The sequence below is a fragment of the Pseudoalteromonas aquimarina genome (assembly GCF_049257255.1).
Taxonomy (GTDB): domain Bacteria; phylum Pseudomonadota; class Gammaproteobacteria; order Enterobacterales; family Alteromonadaceae; genus Pseudoalteromonas.
The window spans coordinates 149,460-170,247 of sequence record NZ_JBMMUG010000007.1 but is presented as its reverse complement, the minus strand read 5'-3'; the positions used below and the strand labels follow the sequence as shown (position 1 = coordinate 170,247).

Annotated in this window: 11 protein-coding genes; 7 read left to right on the top strand and 4 right to left on the bottom strand. The window is 37.3% G+C overall.

The annotated features are described in order from the left end of the window. Positions 1-29: 29 nt before the first annotated feature. On the bottom strand, positions 30-2,438 hold the full coding sequence (locus AAEU29_RS17525; RefSeq protein ID WP_421974517.1) for an alpha/beta hydrolase family protein: 2,409 nt from the start codon (positions 2,436-2,438) through the stop codon (positions 30-32). Between the two features lie 188 nt (positions 2,439-2,626). Between AAEU29_RS17525 and AAEU29_RS17520 the strand changes: the two genes are divergently transcribed. Together AAEU29_RS17520 and AAEU29_RS17515 are read left to right on the top strand one after the other, a co-directional pair. Then, positions 2,627-3,847 (top strand): glycosyltransferase family 4 protein, encoded by a 1,221-nt coding sequence (locus AAEU29_RS17520; RefSeq protein ID WP_421974516.1) that lies wholly within the window; start codon positions 2,627-2,629, stop codon positions 3,845-3,847. Positions 3,848-3,996: 149 nt separating this feature from the next. After that, positions 3,997-5,964: a methyl-accepting chemotaxis protein gene (locus AAEU29_RS17515; protein WP_421974515.1), complete on the top strand. Its 1,968-nt coding sequence runs from the start codon at positions 3,997-3,999 to the stop codon at positions 5,962-5,964. 40 nt (positions 5,965-6,004) lie between these two features. Here the strand turns inward: AAEU29_RS17515 and AAEU29_RS17510 are convergent, their stop codons facing one another. Then, complete coding sequence (locus AAEU29_RS17510; protein ID WP_421974514.1) at positions 6,005-6,820, bottom strand: substrate-binding periplasmic protein; 816 nt, start codon at positions 6,818-6,820, stop codon at positions 6,005-6,007. A gap of 140 nt (positions 6,821-6,960) precedes the next feature. On the opposite strand from AAEU29_RS17510, the gene AAEU29_RS17505 reads away from it, so the two are divergent. From AAEU29_RS17505 to AAEU29_RS17495, 3 genes are all read left to right on the top strand, one after another. Beyond that, positions 6,961-8,187: a threonine/serine exporter family protein gene (locus AAEU29_RS17505; RefSeq protein ID WP_421974513.1), complete on the top strand. Its 1,227-nt coding sequence runs from the start codon at positions 6,961-6,963 to the stop codon at positions 8,185-8,187. 704 nt (positions 8,188-8,891) lie between these two features. Next, positions 8,892-11,447, top strand: coding sequence for a TonB-dependent receptor (locus tag AAEU29_RS17500; RefSeq protein WP_421974512.1), 2,556 nt, complete (start codon positions 8,892-8,894; stop codon positions 11,445-11,447). A 288-nt stretch (positions 11,448-11,735) separates the two neighbouring features. Beyond that, a complete protein-coding gene (locus tag AAEU29_RS17495) occupies positions 11,736-13,097 on the top strand; it encodes a TonB family protein (RefSeq protein WP_421974511.1) in 1,362 nt (453 codons plus the stop codon). An 87-nt stretch (positions 13,098-13,184) separates the two neighbouring features. On the opposite strand, the gene AAEU29_RS17490 is transcribed toward AAEU29_RS17495, so the two are convergent. Further along, positions 13,185-15,161 (bottom strand): winged helix-turn-helix domain-containing protein, encoded by a 1,977-nt coding sequence (locus tag AAEU29_RS17490; protein WP_421974510.1) that lies wholly within the window; start codon positions 15,159-15,161, stop codon positions 13,185-13,187. Positions 15,162-15,349: 188 nt separating this feature from the next. Between AAEU29_RS17490 and AAEU29_RS17485 the strand changes: the two genes are divergently transcribed. Both AAEU29_RS17485 and AAEU29_RS17480 read left to right on the top strand, forming a co-directional pair. Next, positions 15,350-17,980, top strand: a complete 2,631-nt coding sequence (locus AAEU29_RS17485) for a TonB-dependent receptor (protein ID WP_421974509.1) — start codon at positions 15,350-15,352, stop codon at positions 17,978-17,980. A gap of 128 nt (positions 17,981-18,108) precedes the next feature. Next, on the top strand, positions 18,109-19,464 hold the full coding sequence (locus tag AAEU29_RS17480; RefSeq protein ID WP_421974508.1) for a hypothetical protein: 1,356 nt from the start codon (positions 18,109-18,111) through the stop codon (positions 19,462-19,464). Between the two features lie 26 nt (positions 19,465-19,490). Here the strand turns inward: AAEU29_RS17480 and AAEU29_RS17475 are convergent, their stop codons facing one another. Beyond that, the gene (locus AAEU29_RS17475; protein ID WP_421974507.1) at positions 19,491-20,711 is read right to left on the bottom strand and encodes an iron-containing alcohol dehydrogenase; all 1,221 of its coding nucleotides are present in this window, start codon (positions 20,709-20,711) and stop codon (positions 19,491-19,493) included. Between the last annotated feature and the right edge of the window lie 77 nt (positions 20,712-20,788).

The following is a 20,788-nucleotide window of genomic DNA, read 5'->3' as shown; positions in this document are numbered from 1 at the left end:
ACTGTCAGATCAAGTCTGAGCTAGTACAATTAATCGTTAGCTAATAATGTTTTATTAAGCCATTCTTCTTGTTCCCAAAGCACATGTAAAATACTTTCACGCGCCCGATACCCATGCCCTTCGTATGGCAACATCACCAACCTAGCTTCTTTCCCAAGACCCTTTAACGCGTTATACATACGCTCAGATTGCATTGGATAGGTACCTGAGTTTGGATCTTCTTTACCGTGGATCATCAGCATAGGTTCATTGATTTTTTCAGCATGGAAAAACGGTGACATCGACGCATATACACTTTGACCTTGCCAAAAATCACGCTCTTCACCCTGAAAACCAAACGGCGTTAGTGTTCGGTTATAAGCTCCGCTTCTTGCAATGCCAGTTTTGAATAAGTCACTATGTGCCAATAAATTCGCAACCATAAATGCGCCATACGAGTGGCCAGCAATGGCAATACGAGTCTTATCAGCAATGCCTTTATCTACTAGCACATTTACAGCGGCTTCTGCACTACTTACTAATTGCTTTATGAAAGTATCATTTGGCTCCTTGCCATCAACACCAACTATCGGCATTTTAGGGTCATCAAATACGGCAATGCCATTAGCAAGATAAGGCATTGGTCCCCAATAACCGATATACGTAAACTCATAAGGTGAATCACGAACTTGTGATGCAACGTCTTTGTCTTTGTATTCCAATGGGTAAGCCCACATTAACACCGGTATTTTGCCACCTTCATAGTTAGCTGGTAAGTATAAGGTACCGCTTAAAGACACCCCGTCATCACGGGTGTAATTTATTTGTTCTTTTTTAATGTTTTTAAATTGTGGGTATGGATGCGCAAAGTCAGTAAATTTTTCCAGCGAGTTTTGCTTTAAATCACGCAGATAAAAATTAGGCTGCTCCGTTTTTGATTCACGTAACGTCACAAGTTTTTCGGCGTTATCATCAAGTACCGCTCTCACACGTTCATAATACGGCGATTCACTTTGCCAAATGCGCGTTGATGAGCCCGTTTTGATATCAAATCTGTCTAAAAACGGAATATTTCCTTTATTTGAAGCACCAATACCAGTGAGATGCATATAGCGGTAACCGACGACTTTTACAATTCGTGTACCATATTCAGATAAACCATAAACAAAATCGCCAGGATCTTTATAAGCATCATTATATGAACGTTCATTAAATAACACACGCGGGCCGTCTGGATCATTTGGATTTATGATCTGCATGCGAACTTGTCTATCGCTAAAACGCCAATCACTTAAAATGGCTACGTTATCATTTGCCCATTCGATTCCAGAAAAACGTCGTTCAACTTTGGCGAATAACTTAGCTTCACTCTTAAATGGTGCTTTCCAGGTGTACACATAATCGTGATATGGCACCTCTTCTTTCATCGAGCCACCATCTTGTGCCTCTGCCCAAACTAGCGTAGCTGGCTTATCTGAACGCCATGAAAAACTGCGTTTATCTGTGCGAACACTATCAAATCCTTGTGGAATATCTTCAGCTAATTTTTGCTTTGCTATATTTGCGATCACTTTGCCATCCATTGTTATCACTTGCCAATCTTTAGCAAATCGCGAATAAGGCACTAAATAAGAAAATGGCGCTTCTATTTGCCCTAGCAAAATATATTCACTGTTTGGTGAAGGTCTAAACGAGCTTATAATTCCAGGGCCTGTTAAATATGTAACCTTGCCGTTTAGCGACACTTTTGCCAATTTACTTAAGCCATAAAATTCAAACAACGATTTATCAAGCGGTGTTTGTAATAAGTTTTGGTAAGTACGTACAGGCGCTTTTTCACCACTTGTTTGTGAAATAACAGGCACAACCGGCGCAGATTCAGCTGTTGGTGCATCTTTATTTATGTTTGATACAACATTTACCAACACACCTGTGCTATTTGGTAACCAGCGATAAGGCATTGAAGTAATCACTGAATTAAGCGCTACGCTCTTAACCTGAGTTAGTTTTTGCGTTGCAATATTAAAGAGGTATAAATTTGCTTGCTCGGCTTGCTCTATAAAAAACGCCAAATATTCACTATTTGGTGACCAAGACGGATATAAAATTCGCCCTTCCGGCAAACCCGTTATATTAACTTTCTTACCCGTTTCTAAATGTTTAAAAGAAATAGATAAATACTTGGAGTAAGGCCTAGAACGCGAAAAATTTTTAGGATTAAGTTGAATACCTGCTAATTTTAATTCAGGTTTACTCAGCTCTTTTAACGTTGCAATACGTTGGCGTTCAAAAAATGCCATCCATTTGTTATTAGGAGATAGTCGTGTTGACGGTGCAAGCTTAGCATCAACTACATCAGCAATTGCTTTACTGGGTAATTTATAGCCTTCTTGTTGCTCGGCTTTGGCGTGAGTTAGAGTAATCAAACACCCTACAACAATCCAATTAAAGAGTTTCATTTTATTTCCTTATTATTTTTAACCATTTAAAAGCATGAATAGTTACTCTGTTTTTTAGTTTTAATCCAAAACCTTCAATGACTTACTGATAAATCATTTTCACAATATTGAAATAACCATTTCATCTCAAGCAATTGCGATAAGAATGCGATAAAATTTGCAAAGTTATTTCTCCTTTTGGAAGTTATGTGAAAGTCCTTGTGATTGGCTATGTTTGGCCTGAACCTAAATCATCTGCTGCTGGCAGTCATATTCTATCAATTATGCACACTTTTTTGAGTAAGGGATGGCAAGTTGAATTTGCATCAGCAGCACAAAAAACACAGCATATGTTTGATTTGGAAAACGCAGGCTTTACGACATCTGAAATTACATTAAATTGCGATAGTTTTAATGATTACATCTTAGGTTTAAACCCTGACATTGTAATGTTTGATCGCTTTATGATTGAAGAGCAATTTGGCTGGCGAGTTGATACTTATTGCCCTAATGCATTAAAAATTCTTGATACGGAAGATTTACAAAGTGTTAGAAATGCGCGCCACGCAGCACATAAAGCTAATCGTGAATTACAAAGTGAAGATTGGGCAAGTGATCTAGCTAAACGGGAAATAGCAGCAATACTGCGTTGTGATTTATCTCTGATTATTTCAGATTTTGAATTGGGTTTGTTAATCGAGCACTACAAGTTAGATAGCAATTTACTCCATCATTTACCCTTTATGCTGGACACACGTAAGTTGCAACAAAGCCCAAATTACAATGAACGACAGCATTTTGTCACAATCGGTAATTTCAGACATGCGCCTAACTGGGATAGCGTACTTTATTTACAACGTTTATGGCCGTCAATCCGTAAGCAATTACCTAAAGTAGAACTACATATTTACGGCTCTTACCCGCCACCAAAAGCCACAGCACTTACAAACACAAAGCAAGGTTTTATTGTTAAAGGTTGGTGTGATGACGCATATGATGTGATTAAAAATGCCAAAGTATTATTAAGCCCATTACGTTTTGGCGCAGGTATTAAAGGTAAGTTTTTAGATGCTATGGCATGTGAAACGCCCTCAATAACCACGCATATTGGTATTGAAGGTATGTTTGATGAGAATAATTGGCCAGGATTAGTTGCTAATACCGATGAATTGCTGATTGAAAATGCAGTTTCGCTTTACCAAGACCAAGCACTCTGGCAGGAAAAATCAGATTTATGTCATTTAGCGATTAAAGCAAAATTTGCAATGCCATCACTTGCAAGTGCCTTAATTGAGCGTGTAAACGCCATTAAAGACAATCTTGCAGAGCACAGATTAAATAATTTTGTTGGCGCCATGTTAAAACACCATAGTCATGCAAGTACAAAATACATGTCACAGTGGATCACTGAAAAAAATAAAAAGCGCTAAAAGGGCCCTATTCCACAAATTTAAAAAGAGAAGCACACTGTGATTGTGCCTCTCGTTTACAAAGTATAACAATTCTCATTACATTACAGTTTTATTACAATGTAACATATTCTACTTTGCCTACGCCTTCAACTTGGACAGTAAACTGCATGAATTTAAAACAAAAACTATTGCTTTCTTTTATTACTCTCGCATTGTTGCCTATTGTTATTATCACAATAATCTCAATTTCTATTTCAAATAGCGCACTTGAAAAACAGGCCTTTAATCAACTTACGTCAATTAAAAATATCAAAGCAACTGAAATTCAAAATTACTTTGAGCAAAGTAAAGCTGATTTATCATTGATAGCATCTTCATGGACAAACTTTGGAGATGTGACTAATCAGCAACTAGCTGAAAAAAAACATGATTACTTCACTCGCTTTATTACCACAAATCAGTATTACGATTTGTTTTTAATAAATTCAGACGGCGATATTTTTTATTCGGTTGCAAAAGAAGCCGATTACAACACTAATTTATTACATGGCCCCTATAAAAATTCAGGCCTTGGTAAGTTATTTACTCAAACATTGGAAAAGTCCAACTTTAATATCATCGATTTTACACCTTACGCGCCAAGTAATAACGATCCTGCTGCATTTATTGCACAACCTCTAATTCAAAACGGTCAAATTAAAGGCGTAATTGCGCTTCAGCTTTCAATAACAAAAATCAACAAGCTAATGCAACAACGTGATGGTATGGGTGAAACAGGTGAGTCTTATATTGTTGGTGCGGATAAACGTCTGCGTTCAGATTCATATTTAGATCCTGTAGGTCGCTCAGTTAAAGCAAGTTTTGCAGGTAATATCGCTGACAATGGTGTTGATACCGTAGCCGTAAAACAAGGTTTAAATGGTTTAAGTAGCACTCAAATAATCAAAGACTACAATGACAACGCTGTCCTATCTGCGTTTATGCCCATTAGTTTTGAAAATCTAAATTGGGTTCTCATAACAGAGATTGATGTTGCTGAAGCGTTTGCAGCAACACGTAAAATGAAAACATCCATTTTATTTATTGCCTTTATAAGTCTACTGATTGTTTGCATTTCAGCATTACTGATCACGCGTTCCATCTTATTGCCTATTGGCGGCGAACCTAAAGCAATGCACAAACTTGCAATGCAAATTGCTGATGGCGATTTAACGTATGATTTTAGTCAAAATGAAAATGCACATGGTTTATTTAAATCAATGAAGCAAATGAATCAAAATTTATTCCGCGTTATCTCAAGTATATTAACTTCAAGTGCGCAACTATCGAATACTGTTGAGCAAACAAGTGCAACAAGTATGCAAGCAAAAGCAAGCCTAAAAGAACAGCATATAAATATCGAAACAGTGTCATCAGCAATGCATGAAATGACCATGACAATTGAAGAAGTGGCGAACAATGCAAAAGATTCTTCAGAGCAAACCCAATTAGCGGCATTAAAAAGTACCGAAGCAAATAAAGATATAAACCAAGCTTTAATTGCCACAGAAGAACTTAAAGCATCTCTGACTGAGGCAAATGAAATAATAAAACAAGTTGAGAAAAAAAGTTTAGGAATTAATTCAGTACTTGAAGTGATCCAAGGCATCACTGAACAAACAAATTTACTTGCTCTTAATGCGGCAATAGAAGCAGCACGTGCGGGAGAGCAAGGTCGTGGCTTTGCTGTTGTCGCTGATGAAGTACGACAACTGGCATTTAAAACACAACAATCTACTGCCAATATCGAAAAAATGATTCAAGAACTGCAATCAGATACACAATCTGCAGTCTTAACCATTGAACAAAGTACAACGCTTGCAAATACAACACTAACTAAAGCACAAAGTAGCAAAAATACGATGATGAATGTGTTAAATGATATGGAAGTGATTACATTAAATTCTGAAACCATTGCAACTGCTGCATCTCAGCAAAGTATTGCAGCTGAAGAAATTAATCAAAGTATTATCGCTATTAATAATGCGGCTATTGAAAATGCATCCGGTGCAGAACAAATTGCAGCGGCGAGTGTAGAGTTAAAAGCCCTTACTCACAGCTTAAATAAATTAAGCGAACAATTTAAACTAGATTAGTTTTTAAAATTTCATAAAGCGGCGAAAGTCGCTTTTTTGCTTAGTGTAAACAGCGTTTTGCTAAAGCCAACTCTTCTTCAGAAATATCAGTTACTGCAATGGGTAAGTAATTTCTTTTTATAGAATCAATTTCACCGTTTTGTTTCATACTGTCAATCGCTTGTTGTAACTTAACAACCATCACGTTTGGTAAAGCATTATTTAGTGCTAAAAAGTTTCCCAATAACTTATCATCGTTAATATGGTAAGCAGGTTTTACCTCATCTGCCTGTAAGCGTTTATTATCAATATGAAATTGTAATGTATTTGCTGATGCAATAAACAAATCTAACTTGCCCAGTTTAAATGCTGTGATTTCAGCAAATTTTTCAGAATAGTTAATATAGTGCTTATGCTCCTCCAATCCCCAATTTTGAAGAATTTGTTCATAAACATCCCCTTTGTGTAATCCCACAGTAAACTTTTTAAGTTGTTGATGATTGTAAATATGAATATCACTTCGTTTTGCCAATTTATAAAAACATGCGGGGCTTGAAACCAAAGGTCCGACCCATTGAAAATGTACCTCACGCTCAGGCAAGCGAGATGTAGAAATTAAACCAGCAAATCGTTTTGATTGGGCTAAAGCCATCGCCCTTTGCCATGGAAATAATTTAAACTCGCAGCGTAAATCTGCAATTTCACATGCTCGTTTTACAATATCGTGGTTTATACCCACAATATTATCTTCTTCAAGAAAGTTGTAAGGCGGAAATTGCTCAGTAAAAATAGTAATTACTGGTAATTCGTTGGCTTTAATTAAAAATGGTGTATACAACACAACCAAAAATAACCAAATCCCGTATCTGAAATTCAAATTAAGTCCCGATAAATAGTGCGCTCATTTTTAAGTATAATTAATTTATTATATTTATTGATATTAAACATAAACAAAACTAGACAAAACGTAAATAAAACTTAAAATTTGCGTGTCACCACATTTAATAGATTTAGACATTGAACACTGCTAGTTTCACGCAAAAACGCCGCTTTATTGTAAAGCTAGGAAAGATGCTACATAAATTCGGCACTCCCGCGTATCGTTTAGAAGCTCACTTGGAGAATCTAACGACGTTCCTCGGTTTGAAAGCCTCTTTTATCATTACGCCTACCGCTTTAACCTTTGTTATTTGGACTGAAGGCCATGAAGATGAATACACCCATGCTGCAAGGGTTTCTCCAGGGGAACTCGATTTAGGTGCGTTAGCCCGTACAGATGAATTAGTTGATAAACTGGCTGATTACACTATCACACTTGAACAAGCTGATTTAGCACTTGATGAAATTGCAAATATGCCTAATCCATACAATCGCTTAGCGACTGGTCTTGCATTTGCAATGTCAGGTGGTGCCTTTGCGATGTTAATGGGCACAAGTTGGAATGATGTACTGTGGTCAATCTTAATTAGTACTGTTGTATATTTGTTTGTACTGTGGTCCGAAAAGTCAAAGCGTGTTGCTCATATGCTGGAACCCGTTGTAGCAATTGTTGCTGCAATTTTTGCGTGTGCTATCAGTGCTTATATTGATCCAGGTATTAATATTCGAATGGTTATTTTATCAGCCATCATCGTATTTATTCCAGGCCTCGCATTAACGCTTGGTTTAGCTGAATTATCCGCTCGCCATTTGGTGTCTGGTACAGCTCGGGTTATGGATGCATTAATGCTGCTATTCAAACTTTATTTTGGTGCATTCCTTGGTATCGCAGTAGGCTTTGCCCTGTTTGGTCAGGCTGATTTTGTTGCTCCACCGCAAATCCCTAAATGGACTGCTTGGCTTGCTATTGCCATTTTATGTATGAGCCTCATCATAATTTTTAGAACTAAAGCAAAACATGCTACTTGGTCTATCATTGCAGGCTTTGTTGCATATGGCGCTAGTATTGCTGGTGCATTCTATCTTGATTATGCCTTAGGCACGTTTGTTGGTGCGTTTGCAGTTGGTGTGTATAGTAACTTTTTTACCCGAGTTGCTAATGCTCCGGCCTGTATTGTTGCTATGCAAGGCTTAATTGTACTAGTACCAGGAAGTAAAACGTATATTGGTTTAAATTCTTTAATCTCTGGGCAAGAATTTATTGCAAGTACGGGCATTGGCCAGCAAACATTTTTAATTTTTATGTCATTAGTTGCAGGTTTAATCTTTGCGAACGTTGCATTGCCACCTAAGAAAAGCCTCTAAGAATTCACTCTTTTATTACATAAAGGCGGCCAATTGGTCGCCTTTATGTAATTTGCAATTGCGTTAAATATACCATCTTTATACTTAATTTAATCGTTCATACATCACAACCACATAAATTAAAGCTATTTACTTAAACCTTCTTAAATCTAGTAATTTAAACAGTTAAATTTAATTACCATTACTTGAATAGTCGATCTTACAGAAGTCCAAAATAGACATAGACATAGACATAGACATAGACATAGACATAGACATAGACATAGACATAGACATAGACAACTAAAATAAAGATAAGAGTAGCGCATTCAAAGATCTTAAAGGGGTTAAAATTCATTATGGACTTCACAAATCACTACTAAAACTTGTATTTGTCTAAAAACCTAACAGTATTAAGTTAACATTAGCCCTTAAATAATACAGATGACAATTAAAACGCATAATAAACAATTTAAGTAATATTAACTTATTAAATAAATTTAGAATTTTAATTCTCTATTTTTCAATATTTTATCTTTACCATTTATAAATTTCATAACTATTCATCTCAAATCAATACCATTCATAACTAATCATGTAGCTATTACCACACCCAAGTGATTTCGCTTGTTTAATTCATGACACCACATTAAGCGGCTTGATCACTTGGGTACCTTCACAAAGGAAAATAACAAATAAAACTTATTATATAGCAAGGGGAAACAATGGCTTTATCTACCAAAACAAAATTAAGCATCGCTATTAGTCATGCTTTAATAGCTGCAAGTATCTCTTCTTCTCATTTATATGCAGCTGAAGAATCTAATTCAGCAGAGCAAAGCGATGTTGAAGTTATTCAAGTTAGAGGGATCCGCGGCAGTTTAGTAAAATCGCTTAATACTAAACGCTTTTCAGGTTCTGTTGTTGATGCAGTTACTGCGGAAGATATCGGTAAATTCCCAGACCAAAACGTAGCTGAGTCATTGCAACGTATTACAGGTGTTTCTATTTCACGTAATTTTGGTGAAGGTGAACGCGTGAGTATCCGTGGTACATCTGAAAGTCAAAATAGAACATTACTAAATGGTCAAGCCGTTGGTTCTGTAGATTGGTGGACAAACTCCCCTGCTAGTCGCGGTTTTAACTACACCATGCTACCGTCAGAGATTGTCTCTGGACTGGAAGTTTACAAATCACCAGAAGCTAACATTGATGAAGGATCTATCGGTGGTACCGTAATCGTAAGAACACGTAAACCACTTGAATTAGAAGCAAATAAAATTGCTGGTAGTATCTTGGCACAACACAGCGAAGTATCAGGTAAAACAGATCCTCAACTCAGCGGTCTGTATTCTTGGAAAAACGATGAAGAAACCTTTGGTGCGTTAGTATCGGTTGTACGTCAACAGCGTAATTTACGTCGCGATGGTATTGAATCATGGAGTTGGACACACCGTGATATCGAGATGGAAGATGGCACCATTCATAAGAATGTATATAGCTCAGGTGGTGGTGGTTCAGCAATGTTCTCACAAGAGCGTATCAGAACAGGATTCAATACATCACTGCAATACCGTCCAACTGATTCGTTGGATATCACCTTTAACGCGCTAAATTCAACGCTTGAAGCAAATAACGAAAACCAAAACTTCCTATGGTTACCTGGTTACGGCGGCTCTAAATACCAAGATGTAACCATTATTGAACATGACAAAGTTGGTAAAATGCTTGTTGCTGGTACATTAGGTCTTTCACCAGATGGCAGCAATATTTTAGATGAAACCAAAGTTCGTAATTCAGAGCTAAAAACACAATCATATGACTTAAAAGCCGACCACCAAGGTGATATTTGGCAAACATCAGTTCATTTAGGTTACACCAAAGGCTCTGGTGGCTCTCACGCTGATCGAAGTGTTGGTTGGGGTGGCAATGTTGTTCACTCATACGATGCATCAAGTGTTGAAGATATCAAAACAAGCTATGCCGAAGACCCAGCTGATGGCAGTAAATGGTCGCTTGATTTCTTACGCTATGACCAAAACAATGCAAAAGATGATGAACACTATCTACAGCTTGATTTCACACGCCCTGTAGATGTTGCTGTGTTTAGTAATATCAAATTTGGTGCGAAGTACCGTGATCACAGTCGCTACAATGAAAAACGTCAAACAGCAACAAGAACTGATTTAAATTGGTCTTTAGCTGATTATTCTCTCAGTATGCCGTCTGATTATTTATTTGGTTTAGGATCATCAGGTACGCTAAGAAACTATGCAATCACAAATTCAAATAAAGTAAGACGTGAAGGTGATGCATTAGGCTGGGATTATAACTTACTGAAAGCAAGTACCTTTGAGGTCAACGAAAAAATTGTTGCAGGTTATGTTAAAGCTGATATTGATGCAGAAAGCTTACGCGGTAATTTAGGTGTACGTTTAGTTCAAACAAACCAAGATACAGGTGCGTATGTAGGCGAAAGCTGGCAAACACAATCAAAAGATTACTTTGATGTATTACCAAGTTTAAACCTTGCAATTGATTTAGATGATGACTTAATTATGCGTTTAGCTGCGGCTCGCGTGATGTCACGTCCGGATTATAATTCGATGACACCATCAACTTCATATAATTTAGAAACCAAAACAGGTACCGGCGGTAATCCAGATATCGACCCATACCGAGCGAATCAGTTTGATATTAGTATTGAGTGGTACTTTGATGAAGCAAGCCTATTCTCTGCTGCAGTATTTCATAAAGATATTCAGTCTTTCTTAGACTCACAATTATCATTAGAAACGCATGAAGGTGTTGGTATTCTCGTTAATCGTCCAGTAAATGGTCGAAGTGGCACTATTCAAGGCCTTGAATTAGCAGTGCAACATGATATTTATCAAGGGCTTGGTGTAATGGCTAACTACACTTATGTAGATGGTGAAGCAAAAGGCCCTAATGGTGAAGATATTACGATTCCAGGTAACTCTGAGCACACAATCAACTTAAGTGCATATTATGAAAATGAATATGTTAATGGCCGTATCTCTTATAACTACCGTACAGGTTATGACACAGGTTTAGGTTGGCCAGGTTATGTCGACGATTATGGTCAAATCGATGCAAACATTAACTACAATGTGACCGAAAATATTACCCTTGTTCTTGAAGCGATTAATTTAACTGATGAACATACTTTCAGTTACCAAGAAAAAGGCGTTGAGCATGCGCTAACCGGAGTTTATGCCGACGGTCGTCGCTATGTAGCGGGTGTTCGTTTCAACTTTTAATTCTGAAAAAGAGTAATTTTGCACTTTCGAGTGCATACAGCTAACACAGGACTGCCCCCTATTATATTGCTCTTACACTTCAGAAACCCCAAAACAGCGAGTTTTATACTCGCTGTTTTTCTTTTAGAAACTAAATTGAATTCAATATGTTATTTAGTTATTCGTCAGGGTTTAAAAAATCAAAATATCAATTTAATTTCTAACTTACTTTGCGTATTCTTAGAGTCTATTGGCCGTTTAAGTTCATTGTCATCTTAAACTAAGCATTATTATTTCTGGTTTTATTTTTTGACACGCATTTTTAGCTTAATTTTATTCGTTATATTATTGATTACGCATAGTACGCTTCGTGCGGATTTGCTCGATGCGTCAATCAATTACACGAATGGCGAATATGATAAGGCCTATAAAGAATTCCACCAGCTAGCACTACTAGGAAATAGTGATGCAATGTTCAATATTGCCGTTATGCATCTTCAAGGGCGTGGCGTTGCAAAAGACCTAACCAAAGCATATGCCTGGTTTTCTGTTGCCAGTGACTTTGGTATAGCTGATGCTAAAAGTGCAGCATTGCAAATTGAGTCCCAAAGCAAAAATAAAAACAGTTTAAAAAGCGCTTATAAAGCACTTTCTAGCCAGCATAACTACCAAGATTATTTAGACACACTCGCTCCAAATTTTAATGAGCGTTATATCCCAAATACACAGCCAAAAAAAACCTTTAACGTTGATCCTGTTTATCCCGAGCATGCTGTTGAGCGAGGAATTGAAGGCTGGGTTTGGCTTGAGTACGATATAGATAATATCGGTGCCGTTAGAAACATCGAAATAATCGATAGTTATCCTGAGAAGACATTTGATAACGCACTAACCCAAGCTGTAAAGCGTTGGCGTTTTGAAAAATCATCCCTACTCCCCATTAAACGCCGTAGCTTACTTTATCATTTCACCACATTTAAAGGTAAACGCTACCAACAAGGGTTTGCCAAGCAACAACGTGCATACCATAAGCATATTGCTGAAATTATTGAACAAGCAGAAAATGGCAATGCATTATGGCAATATCGAATTGGACATTGGTTGTCTACAAATAAAAACAATGCATCTAAACTACTGAAATACCATTGGCCTGCACAAAGTGATGCTGAGATGTTAATGTTATTATCAGCTAAAAATGGATTTCCATTTGCGCAATACCGTATAGCAAATCAATTATTGTTAGGTGATAAAACCCAACAGGATCGCAAAAAAGGCCTTAACTGGCTTTTAATGAGCGCTCAAAATGGCTTTGTTCATGCCCAATATCGGTTAGGTATCGAACTATTAGTAAAACAATCTGTGCAATATGATATTGCTAAAGCTAAACTTTGGTTACAACAAGCCAGTGAACAAGGGCATCTACTTGCAAATTTAGCGCTCGCACAGATTTTCATGGATGAAAAAAATAGTCAATTAGCACAAAATCACATCACAAAAGTGCTTGAAGGTGACAGCCGTAATGCGGATGCCATGTATCTAAAGTCATTAATGTATTTAGAGAACGAAGAGTTAGATGTTGCTAAAAAATGGCTTAGAAAAGCAATAAATGAAGGCAAGTCACAAAATATTGATATCAGTAGCTATCAAGGTTTACTTAACCAACTCAACTAATACTTCTTTTGCAAAATAAAAACAGCATTTTCCACTATTTATAGATAGCGAACAATCCTAAAGAATTCATCTAAACGTAAATTTTATCTACTTCTTTTCGACAATGACTAAATCAGATTGTAAGTTATTTACTTGGTTAACAATCACCTGCTGACCAATTAAATCTGTTGTAATGGTTAATGGTAAGTCTGTTTGAAAACCATTTAGTGCAAGTGAAGAGACTTCATTATATTCCCCACTATCAAATTCGTAGTTGTAAAGAGTCAGCGTTTTCCCTTTTTTTACAACAAAATAAATACCAAATTGATAAACACTTGGTGAAAATAGATTGGCTGATGGTACAACGTTATCAAAAAGCAGAGGATCATAAATACGCTCAGCTAAATACTCCCCAATGGCTTTTGCATAATTTCGATACCCATTATTTAAAAGCGTACGATACTCTCCATTAGCTAACATAAAATCAATATTTCGTGTTTGTGCATTTGGCTCCGCAACGCCTGTAGATAAATTGTAATACCAGTTCTGTGTTGTTTCTCCTGATTGTTTTACATAAAAAATCCCTTCGCTTTGTGCTTGCCAATGAACATTATCAAACTGCCCTTTTGCAATAATCACACTATGCTTTGTGGCCAAGTCAATTAACAATAATTGCTTATCGAGATAGCCAATCAATAGGAAATTTCCATTTGGCGAAAATGACAAAATATCGGGTAATGTTTGCTCATTTACTGAAGTAACATATTGAACACTGACATTATTAAAATGCCTAAGCCAAACAAGCTGTTGGTTATTATGCTTATTTTGCGTTAGGTATGCGTATTTATTGCCACTTGCTGAAACTGTAGGAAGTAAAGCCGCTGTCATTGATGAACTTATTGGTTGCAGCTTGTTATTTTCAAGCTTAAATAATCCTATTTCATTGTTTGCAATACTTAATGTTAGTGTTTCTAACTTTGGATTTACTGTTAATTCGTTTAACTTGCCTAGTGGCAAAGGTAATTCACCTAAGCGTTGTTCATTTTGATAATAAACTAGGCTATTTGCACCCACCCATAGATTATTTTTATCTGCTGTAATGAAGGACATGTTTGGCACATCAATAGACAGCGCTGTCTTAATGTTGCCTAATAAATCGTATTTATTAATCGTGTTATCTTGCTTCGAGAGCACATAGAGCTGGCCTTCTGTAACGCTAAAATCATCCACATTATTAATGACAACCTTGCCTTCACCAAATGCTCTAGGAAAGGGCTCAAAGGTGAGTTCATAACGGACTAACTGCCTATTAAAACGCGCAATCATCACATTTTTCTTAGGCCAACTTAACTCGATATTGGTCAAGCTTGTTGGGCAATCTGCAAGTTTGCTATCGAGCGAAAGCCGCCAAGTTTCAATGGCACTTGCTGTTGAAACAACTCTAATATTACATTGCAGTGCGTCTGACCGAATATAAGCAAGCCACTTTTGATCTGGTGAAAAAACGCCTGCCTGCTCTGAATAATTAGCATCTTTAATAATGTGAGAGGTCTGCTGCTGTAAGTCCATCACGGCCAGATCTGAATGCGGTTGGTTAATGGGTGTATAGTTAAACACCATTAAATTACCATCACTTGAAAACGACACCCCTTCTTCAATGCCCGCTCGCTGTGTTAATACGCGCGATTGGTAAAGTGTAGCCAAAGGCTCTGACGTTGTTGCTACTGATAAAAAATACTGAAATAGCGCCCCAAACAATAAGCATAAACAACCAAAAATAAGTGCATTCTTTGTTTGTATTGGGTTGCTGACTTTTACATCATGTGAAATGGGCGCAATTAATTGATAACCAATACGAGGCACCGTGCGAATAATACCTTGATCGGTGCGATCATCACCTATTGATTTTCTAAGTTCAGTGACTAGCTTACTCAAAGAGTTATCACTCACAATAACATTTGGCCAAATCTTATCGAGTAATTCATCACGTGAAACCGCTTGTCCCTGATAGCTGATTAACAACTCAAGTAATCTAAGTTGTTTACTTTCAACTTTGTGCCAAACACCGTCTCGTTTAACTCGCATTCCAACAAAATCAATTACAATTTTGTCTATTCGAATTAATGAGTTAGCTAACGACTTATGTGGCAAAATTAGTCTGGCCTTATAACGAGTAAATAAGTATTATGAAGATTGCATTTTAAGCGTTTATAAACACACAAGTAAATAATCAGAAGGGATATTCTTCTGGCGCTAAAATGTAAGGGGGGCAGATGCAGCAATACAAAAAATCAAAACACACATTCTTAGTCAATAAGAACATTATGCATAAATCGTTACTTGTTTGCGCATGTGTTGCATCCCCGACTCTATTTGCTACTGAAGCAAAATTGATTGATCTAGATACCATCGAAATAAGAGGTATTCACAAAAGCTTAGTTAAGTCTCTTGCCGACAAAAAACAACATCAAGCGATATCCGATGTTTTAAGCGCACAAGAAATAGGAAAATTTCCAGACAAAAACGTTGCCGAAGCCTTACAACGTGTTACTGGTATTTCGTTAACCCGAGTTATGGGCGAAGGTGAACGTGTCGGTGTGCGAGGTACTACACCAGGCCAAAACCGCACGTTCCTCAATGGCCAAAATATCGCATCTGCAGATTGGTGGATTTCATCTTTACCCAATCGTGGTTTTAACTACACCATGTTACCTGCAGAGCTAGTCAGTAAATTAGAAGTGTTTAAAACGCCTCAAGCACATCAAGACGAGGGATCTTTAGGTGGTGCGATAAACATTAAAACCCATCGACCACTGACGACTGATACCCAGTTTATTGCAACACTTCAAGGGCAATATAGCGACTTATCAGAGCAAACCGATCCGCAGCTATCTGTTTTTTATAACCATGTTAATCCTGAAAAAGACTTTGGTGTGCTTTTCACCCTAACCCGTCATCAACGTACATTAAGGCGTGATGGTTTGGAATCTTGGGGATGGCATAAAGCTAATTTTGATGTATTAGACAATGGCGATTTACGTTATAGCGACAATGACAGCGCTGACATACAAAATATTTGGACACCCGGTGGTGGTGGCTCTGCGTTATTTCAACAAAAACGTTTGCGTACAAGCGCTACCATGGCAATTGATTATCAACCCAATACTGCGTGGCAATTTGAGCTAGACCTTCTTTATTCTGAACTCGACGCTGACAATACCAATCAAAATTTTCTCTGGCTGCCGTCTAATGTATTTGCCCGTGGCGGAGTTATTACGGATCACCACATTGATGATAGTACGCTCAGTTATGCTAATTACAGCCAAGTAAGTGATGATGACAGCATTCCGTTTAGCACCTCAATGGAAGCTATTTGGCGTCAATCAAATATAAAAACCAATAGCATTAATCTCAAAGCAGATCACACCATTCATTTTTGGCAAAATAGTTACCAGTTTGGCTTCACACGTGGCAGTGGTGGAACCTATGATGATAACACATCACAGTGGTCATCTAATTCTGCATTTAGTGTCGATACACGTCATAAACGGGATATTCAAACTGCATATCAAGTAAACCCGCAAACAGCTAGCGAGTGGCAAATAAGTGAAATTCGCAATGACTCTCAAAACTCGGTAGATCAAGAGTGGTATTTACAAGCCGATTTTTCTAAAGCCCTAATTCACAATATTATTGATAGCATCGACTTTGGTGCAAAATACCGCAATCACGAAAGAGATTTTATTAGAAACCGCTCAAACAATGGCGGCTATAACGATATTAATGGGTTACTCAATTGGACATTAGCAGATTTTGCTGCGCCCTTTCCTGACAATTACCTCGCTGGTATTGGCTCAGATAAAACCTTAAAAGCCTATGCATTTGCTAATACGCATTTACTTGCCAATGAATATCAGCAATATGATTTTTCAAAGCAAGTAGAACAAGCTAGTCGCTTTGATATTAAAGAACAAACCACAGCGCTTTACGGTAAGCTGAATCTTTTAACCGAGCTATTTAATGCCAATGTTGGTGTTAGAATTGTAAACACACAGCAAGATGCAGGTGCATATCAACAAATAGCTTCAACCTTAGCGTCACAACCAAGTTATGTTTGGCAGCAACAAAGTAAAAACTACACTGACGTGCTTCCCAGTTTTAATTTGAACTTTGACCTTGCCGACGATGTATTACTGAGGTTTGGTGCAGCAAAAGTAATGGCCCGAGCGGAATATCATCACTTAATGCCATCAACTAACTACAATGTAACTCAAGCGCAAGGACAAGGGGGAAACCCTGAGCTTGATCCCTACCGCGCTTCTCAATATGACTTATCGTTGGAATGGTATTTTTCTGATTTAGGGTTATTGTCAGTTGCCACATTTGCTAAAGACGTAAAATCTTTTATTGAGTTTAACCGTCAATTAGAAACCCATGAAGGCATTTTAATGACTATTGATAGGCCTATTAATGGTGCAGGAGGAAACTTATGGGGCATTGAAGTAAGTTACCAACAAGAGTTTTTACAGGGCCTTGGTGTAATTACCAATTATACCTATGTTAATGGCAACAGAGATGGGCAACCGACACAATCGGACATCCCAGGCACATCAAAACATACAATTAACTTAACGGGTTACTATGAGAATGAATGGTTTAGTGCGCGCATTTCGCATAATTATCGTACTGAGTTTTCTACCGGCATAGGCCTTGAAATGGCAGATGATTTTTCGCAATTAGATGCCACATTTAGTTACCACCTGACACCGAATATGTCTTTAAACCTTGAAGGTTTAAATTTAACAGATGAAATAACCTACCTCTATGAAGGTAATCATTATTCACCTAAAGCTGTTTATCGTAACGGACGTAGAATTTATTTTGGAGTACGATTTATTTACTAAAATGTTAACTTTTGTTAACAATGTTATTTTTCGTAACCCATTGTAATAATAAGTAAAACTAATTATCTAGTCATTTTTTCCGTGACATACTCATTGACGATAAATCAATCGTTCACGGAAAAAGAATAATGACCCTTATAAAAAAATCTTCAGTTTTAATATTAACCGCGTTACTAGCAGCATGTAGTAGCAGTGATGAATCATCTGGAACAGGTTATGTACAAATGTACAATGCCAGTAGTAATAGCCCAAATGTCTATTTGGAAATTGATGATGTGGTCCGCACCGGTGCAGGATTTGGACAAGTCACCACTCGCCATAATTATAACAATGATGATTATGAACTGAATTACCTCTACATTAATGACAATGACGATTACATTGCGTTATTGGAAGACAATGAAAACCTATCCATTAAAAGTGATGTAAAGCACCTAAAAGTGCTTGCTGGTGACTACAACCAACCACAAATAAAACAATTTGAAATTGCCGAGTTTGATAAAGAAGATAAGTTTCAATTAGCAGCAATCAATACCGTAGCTAGCGATAAAGAATATGACCTTTACCTTGCAAAAGATGATTATGACTTTGTTGATGCCGAACTTATAACAACCACCAGCTATTTAGCGCTGCCAGAGCTTAACGAGTTAACAGAAGATAACTACACCTTTTACGTCACATTAAAAGGTGATAGCAATGTACTCTTTCAATCAAGTATGGTTAATTTTGATGATGAAGAGACCTATGTAGTGATGATAAGACCAAGCTTCTCAGCTGAGGCTGGGGGTATAATTCTTGATATTGTCTCTGATGCGTCAAGTGTTACATCACTTACCCATGTGGATGCAAAATCCCAAATGCGCTTTTATAATGCAATTGATGAATACGCAAATGTGAGTTTTAAGGCAACCAGTACTAAAGATGAGATAAATACTGATCTTGTAAGCAATGATATTGCAACTGAATACCACAGCGTTCATGCCGGTACATTCACATTATCAATGTTAGATAGCTCAAATAACCTAATTGTCAGTAACTATGTTGAAGCCGTTAATAAAGACATCTCTTTGTTAAGTATTTTCTATCAGCATAGCGCTGGATACCCTGCGATGATTTCAGTTACTGAAGATCTCACTCCAAATGAAGTATCCCACAAAGTCCAAGTAGTTAATTTAATTGATACATCGCCATTTGATACAAATGTCAGTGAAGTTGATATTTATTTTACTGAGGGCAATGAAACAATTGAAGACACCACAAGTTATATTAAAGATATCGATGCATTTGAAACCAAATCACTCTATCTAGACTCACAAAATTACGATTTAACAATTACTTACCAAGCTAACAATCAAACAATTAGTATCTTGCAGCTAGCCGATTTGGACTTTTCACATAAGGGAAATTATATTTTGATCCTTGAAGAAGATCATAAGCAAAGCGACCGATACAAAGTCACTTTACTTAACACCTTAGCATTATAAAAAGGGGACTTAGGTGAAAGCCTAAGTCACTTTTGACAAATTTTATGGAGCACCTTTTCAAAGCGTGCCAAGCCCCAAAACGAAGGTACAGGGTAATCTGGATGCGCTTCTTTACATGCAGCATGCGCCAAATAAGGGATATCTGACACTTTAATGTCTGGTAAAGTGGGTTGAATATTCGAATCTAGTTTTAGCTTTTTGATTGCCTCAATTAAGCAAAAGGCTTTTTGTTCAATGTTATCTTGCGGCTTTGTTAAGCCGCAATAATCGGCTATTTCAGCAAGTTTGCCATAAATCTCGTTTCCAAACTCAGTTAATACCACGTCTAATAACACAGCATTAGCAAGTCCATGAGGTACATGATATTTAGCACCAAGTTGATGGGCAATGGCATGCACATAGCCCACTGAGGTTCGAGTAAACGCTTCACCAGCATAAAATGATGCGTTAAGTAAATGCGCACGACACGTTAAATCTTGTGGCGTTTTCAGCACTAACGGCAAATTATCAAAAATTAGCTTACATGCTTTTAGTGATTGTTTGTTTGTAAAGGCCGTACCATTGACACCAATATAAGCCTCGATAGCATGGGTTAATGCATCCATTGCTGTCGTTGCCGTAATAAATGCTGGTAATCCTTGCGTTAATTCAGGCATTAAAAGCGCATATTTTGGTGCTAAACAATAATCCGCAATGGCAAATTTTTCGTGTGTCTTTCTGTTTGAGGCAACCGCTGCCACCGTTGTTTCAGATCCAGTGCCTGCAGTAGTCGGTACTGCAGTAATCACTGGCAGTTTTCTAAGAACTTTAAACAGACCTTTTAATTTAGTTAAGGGCGTTTTAGGTCTGGCGATACGAACGCCAATTAACTTACTTGCATCAATTACTGAACCACCACCGATAGCGATAATACCTTGGCAATTATTGTTTAAATAAGCCAAATAACCTTGTTCAATTTCTTTGATATCTGGATCAGGCAAAATACCTGAAAATACGGTGGTTTTTATACCATTATGATTAAGAAAGGAGATTAGTTTTTCAGGAATACCCAAGTTCAAAAGGGCATCATCGGTCACCACCAACATGTGCTCAATTTGATTTTCTTTCACTTCACTAAGCCAATTATCAAGCTGCTGTGATGTAAAACAGCGTGGCCGCGGAATTGGATAAACTAATAACGCAACACGAAGTGCAAAGTGGTAACTTCGATAAAGCAGTGCCTTTACTGGGCTAAGCGTATTTTCCATAACCTATTGTGCCTAATCATTATTAGAGCAAATATCCTAGCACAATTTCTTGCTATACAATCAAGGATATAAGAAAA

Excerpts from the sequence above, each read along its gene's own strand:
- AAEU29_RS17485 (WP_421974509.1), top strand. The coding sequence starts at position 15,350 with ATGCAGCAATACAAAAAATCAAAACACACATTCTTAGTCAATAAGAAC.
- AAEU29_RS17490 (WP_421974510.1), bottom strand. The coding sequence starts at position 15,161 with ATGCGAGTTAAACGAGACGGTGTTTGGCACAAAGTTGAAAGTAAACAA.
- AAEU29_RS17525 (WP_421974517.1), bottom strand. The coding sequence starts at position 2,438 with ATGAAACTCTTTAATTGGATTGTTGTAGGGTGTTTGATTACTCTAACT.
- AAEU29_RS17480 (WP_421974508.1), top strand. The coding sequence starts at position 18,109 with ATGACCCTTATAAAAAAATCTTCAGTTTTAATATTAACCGCGTTACTA.
- AAEU29_RS17500 (WP_421974512.1), top strand. The coding sequence starts at position 8,892 with ATGGCTTTATCTACCAAAACAAAATTAAGCATCGCTATTAGTCATGCT.
- AAEU29_RS17515 (WP_421974515.1), top strand. The coding sequence starts at position 3,997 with ATGAATTTAAAACAAAAACTATTGCTTTCTTTTATTACTCTCGCATTG.
- AAEU29_RS17475 (WP_421974507.1), bottom strand. The coding sequence starts at position 20,711 with ATGGAAAATACGCTTAGCCCAGTAAAGGCACTGCTTTATCGAAGTTAC.